This is a genomic window from Erythrobacter sp. (assembly GCF_038133525.1).
In the GTDB taxonomy this organism is placed as follows: Bacteria; Pseudomonadota; Alphaproteobacteria; order Sphingomonadales; family Sphingomonadaceae; genus Qipengyuania.
Genome location: NZ_JAYPTL010000202.1, coordinates 584 through 1,510, shown reverse-complemented (window position 1 = coordinate 1,510; position 927 = coordinate 584). Strand labels below are relative to the sequence as shown.

Here is a 927-nt window from a genome sequence, read left to right as displayed (position 1 = left end):
GCCTTCAAGCGTCCTCGCTCTAGCTCGGGTCCTTGACGCTCCCCTTGGCCGGGAAGATGCCGCGCGGCATGCGCACGTGGATGCCCTGGGTCCCGTCCACCACCTGGGTGATGGCGAAGTCCGAGGCCACGCTCATCAGCGAATAGGCATCGTTCTTCGACAGGCCCTGATGCTCGTTCAGCAGTTCGACCATGTCGAGCGCGGCGTTCTTCATCGCCTTGTCGAGGTCTTCGTCGAAGCCATGGACGATCCAGCAATCGGGCGCTTCGAGCAGCGGCGAGGGGAAGCTGAAGTCCTTGCGCAGGATGATCTGGAACATCACGTCGAGAGAAGCCTCGATCGCGGTGCCCGAAATCTCGCCGTCGCCCTGGCTGACATGCGGATCGCCGATCGAGAACAGGCCGCCTTCGACCTGTACCGGGTAGTACATGGTCGCGCCCGCGCCGATGCGCCAGTTGTCGATATTGCCGCCGTGCTTGCCGGGGGGAATGGTGCTGACCGGATCGTTGACCGCCGGGGCGACGCCTGCCGTGCCCAGATGCGGACGGGCCGGGATACGCACGCCGACAAGCGCCTTTTCCTTGTCGCATTCGTCGCAGTGGGTGATCGTGCCGGGGATCAGGTATTCGCCCTTGAAGTCATAGGCGTAAAGCGCCGCCGCGGTCTGGGCGCGTTCGTCCAGCTCGTAGATGGTGACGCGTTCCTTCTTGCCGAATTCCTCGTACAAATGGCCCCAGTTGGCCGCCAGGTTCGAGCCATATCGATTGCGCGGCACCATCTGGAAATAGCGCACCTCAAGCATGTCGCCCGGCTCTGCGCCTTCGACATAGATCGGGCCGGTCATGATGTGCACGCCGGGCGCGCGGGTCGAAGGATCGATCTTGTTCCAGATTTCAAGCAGCGGTGGGTGGCTGTCATCCGCCTCGT

1 protein-coding gene is annotated in these 927 nt (G+C 63.2%); it reads right to left on the bottom strand.

Annotated elements, in window-relative coordinates; translation table 11 throughout:
• Positions 1-19 precede the first annotated feature (19 nt).
• A partial coding sequence (locus AAFM29_RS18050; RefSeq protein ID WP_341714079.1) for an acetamidase/formamidase family protein occupies positions 20-927 on the bottom strand: 908 nt, incomplete at its 5' end.